The 4,341-nt window shown below is 64.6% G+C and carries 1 pseudogene; it reads right to left on the bottom strand.

Annotation, left to right across the window (positions count from 1 at the left end):
• Positions 1–4,316 (bottom strand): annotated as a pseudogene (locus AC07FD_RS00185) (amino acid adenylation domain-containing protein); the annotation flags it as partial.
• Positions 4,317–4,341: the final 25 nt, after the last annotated feature.

Genomic DNA, 4,341 nt, shown 5'->3' with positions numbered 1-4,341 from the left:
ACCGCCCCGAACGGAACCGGCGCGCCATGACCGTCCAGAAGATACACCCGCGTGTTCGCAATCGGACGACCGATCGGAACAACGGACCCATCAAAATCAGCCGGGCAATTCCAGGCTGTAACGTCGATAGCAGCTTCCGTGGGACCGTAAAGGTTGTGCAGGCCAGTCCATGGCAACACGCGCCGAACCTTCTGCGCAAGGGAGGCAGAAAGCGCCTCACCACTGCACATGAGACGCTGCAGGGATGTGCAGCGATCAACACCCTTCGTGTCCATAAAGCTGACCAGCATGGATGGTACAAAGTGTGCAGTGGTGATGCGTTCGCTGATTATCAATTTTACAAGCACATTGGGTTCTTTGTGTGCAGCCGGAGGCGCAAGCACCAGGGTCGCCCCTTCAAGCAACGTCCAGAAGAATTCCCAGACCGAGACATCGAAGCCAAATGGCGTCTTCTGCAAGACGACATCGGTCGCATTGAGGGCGTAGGCTTTCTGCATCCAGATCAGGCGATTGATAATAGCCCGATGCTCATTTGGTGCCCCCTTGGGGGTCCCGGTGGAGCCGGAGGTGTAGATGATGTAGGCGAGATGGCGGGGAGTGAGGCCCAGCGCGCGCGGGTCCGGGTTCGAGGCGGGCAGTTCGGCCCAGGCCGGGGTCGCCGTCTCCAGATCGACCACGCTGACATCGGCCAGCGCCTTGGCGTCCAGTGCTGTGCGGCCCGCGGCGTCGCAAAGCAGCAGCCGCGGCACGACGTCCTCGAGCACCTGGTTGAGCCGTGGGCCCGGATAGGCCGGGTCGAGCGGCACATAGGCGCCTCCCGCCTTGAGGATCGCCAGCAGTCCCACCACCATGGCCGGGCTGCGCTCCAGGCAGATCGCCACCGGCTGATCCGGCCCGGCCCCGAGGGCGATCAGATGATGCGCCAGCCGATTGGCCCGCGCGTTGAGATCGCCATAGCTCAGCGCCTCGTCCTCATGCACCAATGCCACCGCCGCGGGCGTCCGGCGCACCTGTTGCTCGAACAGCTCGTGGATGCAAAGATCCGACGGATAAGCCGCGTCCGTCCGGTTCAGCTCCTCCAAAAGGTAGGTCCGCTCCTCGGCCGGCAGCAGCTCTATGCGGCCGACCGGCTGGCCTGCATCGGCAACCATCGCCCGCAGCAATGCCAAAAGATAGCCGCGCTGCCGCTCGATCGTCGCTTTGTCGAACAGCGCCGTGGCATAGTGCAGCGATCCGGCGATCTGATCGCCATCTTCGCCAAGGTCGAGCTCCAGATCGAACTTGACCTGATCGAGCCACTCCCCCGCAGCCTCCACGCGCAGCCCCGGCAGATCCAATGACCCGTCGGTGTTGTTCTGCCAGGCCAGCATCACCTGGAACAACGGCGTGTGGTCGAGGGCCCGCGGCGGCTTGACGATCTCGACCACCTGCTCGAACGGCAGGTCCTGATGCTCCTGCGCGGCCAGCGCCGTGCGCCGCGTCCGCTCCAGAAGCTGCGCCACGCTCGGCGCGCCCGACAGGTCGACCCGCAGCGCCAGCGTGTTGACGAAGAAGCCGATCAACTCTTCGATCTCGCGCCGGCCGCGATTGGCGCTCGGCACGCCGACCACGACGTCGTCCTGCCCCGACAGGCGCGACAGCACCGCCGCCCAGGCCGCCAGCACCGTCATGAAAAGCGTCGTGCCATGCTTGCGGCTCAGCCGCTTCAGACCGCCCGTCAGAGCCGCGTCGATGACGACCGGCACGCTCGCCCCGGCAAACGACTGCTGGAGCGGCCGCGGCCGATCGGTCGGCAGCGCAAGACGGGCCGGGGCGCCGGACAGGGTCTCGCGCCAATACTGCGCCTGGGTCTGCAGCCGTTCCCCCGACAGCCATTGGCGCTGCCAGGCGGCATAATCCGGATACTGGATCGCAAGCGGCGGCAAAGGATCGTCCTGTCCAGCCTCGAACGCCCGATAAAGCCGACCGAGTTCACGCACCAGCACGCCCATCGACCAGCCGTCGGAGACGATGTGATGCTGGCTCAGCAGGAAGACGTGTTCCTCATCCGATATCCGCATCAGACGCGCGCGCGTCAGCGGCCCGCGCGACAGATCGAAGGGAGTGTGCGCCTCCTCACGGCACAGATCCAAAAGCGCGGCTTGCGCATCCGGCCTGTCCCGCAGATCGTGCTCCACCACCGGCAGCCCCGCATCCGGCGGCAGAAGCTCAACCTGGGGCTTGCTCTCCGGTGCGACAAAGACACTGCGCAGCGCCTCATGACGCGCAAACAGACGGTCGAGGCTACGCCGCCAGGCGCTGCGGTCGAGCGCACCACGCAGCCGCAAGGCCAACGGCATGTGGTAGTAGGTGCTGCTCGGGTCCAACTGCGCCAAAAACCATAGCCGCTGCTGCGCAAACGACAGCACAAGCGGCTCATGACGCGACACGGCCGCAATCGCCGGCAGCTCTTGCGGACCGGAGCGGCTCAACAGCTCGACGATGCTTGCCGCCAGGTCGGCAAGCACCGGCCGGGCGAACAGCGTGGCTAGCGGCAGCTCGACACCGACGGCCTGCGGCAACCGGCTCATCAGCTGCACCGCCAAGAGCGAGTGGCCGCCGAGCTCGAAGAAGTGGTCGTGGCGCCCGACCCGCTCGACCCCCAGAAGCTCCGCCCAGATCTGCGCCAGCGCCGTCTCGATCTCGCCCTGCGGCGCCTCGTAGGCGGCCCGCGCATAGGCGTCGTCGGCCGGCGCCGGCAGCGCCTGGCGGTCCAGCTTGCCGTTCGGCGTCAGCGGCAGCCCATCCAGCCGCACGAAGGCGCTCGGCACCATGTAGTCGGGCAGCAGGCTAACCAGATGGGCGCGCAAGGAGGCAGCGAGCTGCGCGCCATCGGCCTCGTCCGATCCGGCCTCGGGCGCACACACCACATAGGCCACAAGCTGCTTGTCGCCGGCGCGGTCCTCGCGCGCCACCACCACCGCCTCGCCGACAAGCGCATGCTCGCAAAGCCGCGCGGCGATCTCGCCGGGCTCAATGCGGAAGCCGCGGATCTTCACCTGGTCGTCGTTGCGCCCCAAAAACTCCAGGTTGCCGTCCGCCAGATAGCGCGCCAGGTCGCCGCTCCGGTATAGCCGGTCGCCCTCCACAAAGGGGCTGGCGATGAACCGCTCCGCCGTCAGCTCGGGGCGGTTCAGGTAACCCCGCGCAACTCCCGCCCCGCCAATGTAAAGCTCGCCTACCGCCCCGAACGGAACCGGCGCGCCATGGCCGTCCAGCAGATACACCCGCGTGTTCCCAATCGGACGACCGATCGGGATCGAGGTCATGCCCTCGACGGATTGGGCGGTTTCGCAGACTGTCGCGAAGGTCGTCGTCTCCGTCGGGCCGTAGCAGTGAATGAGCCGGACAGGACCTTCTTCTTTCAGCAATCTCTTAAATGAGGCAAGATCACTGCGCTCGCCTCCACATAGGAGGTATCTAAGTTGCGATAACGTCGAGGCGATCGATGAGGTATATTGGTTGAATAACGCTGTTGTTAGAAAAAGTGCTGCTACCCGGTGCTGTTTAATCGCCCTAGAAAAACTTGAAGCATCTATGACGATATTGGCATCCAGTGCAACAATGCAGCCACCGTTAAGCAGCGGAGCCCACACTTCAAATGTGCTGGCATCGAAGGCGGGATTGCTCGCCCATGCCACGCGATCTCTGGCATCGATTTTCGCATATCCATTGTTGATCACGAGCCGGTTGACAGCACCATGAGGCACAACAACCCCCTTGGGAAGGCCGGTAGAGCCGGACGTGTACATCACGTAAGCGGCAGCCTCGGCGCGCAATATCACGCCAGGATCGGAACTATCTCCCAATCCAATCATCAGCGGCTCAATGGGCAAAACAGGGATCGTGGCCTCAACCAGATCATCACCGTCAGTCTGGCTAAGCACCAGGCGTGCAGCACAATCCGCCAATAGCCATTTTTGTCGCGCAGACGGCAAAGCGCGATCGACCGGCACATACACTCCGCCCGCCTTCAGGATTGCTAGCTGCGCCACCACAAGAGCGACCGAGCGGTCCAGCACTGTCGCAATGCAGTCCCCTGGCCCGACGCCGAGCCCGATCAGATGATGGGCCAGCCGGTTGGCCCGGGCGTTGAGGTCGCCATAGCTCAGCGCCTCGTCCTCATGGACCAGCGCCACCGCGTCGGACGCCTTGCGCACCTGTTGCTCGAACAGCTCGTGGACGCAAAGATCCGACGGATAGGGCGCGTCCGTCCGGTTCAACTCCTCCAAAAGGTAGGTCCGCTCCTCGGCCGGCAGGATGTCGAGCTCGCGCACTGGCGTATTCGGAGCTCGCTCCAAT

This window comes from Mesorhizobium waitakense, from assembly GCF_056431085.1.
Note: the sequence above shows the minus strand (reverse complement) of the source record. Positions and strands in the feature narration are given on the sequence as shown.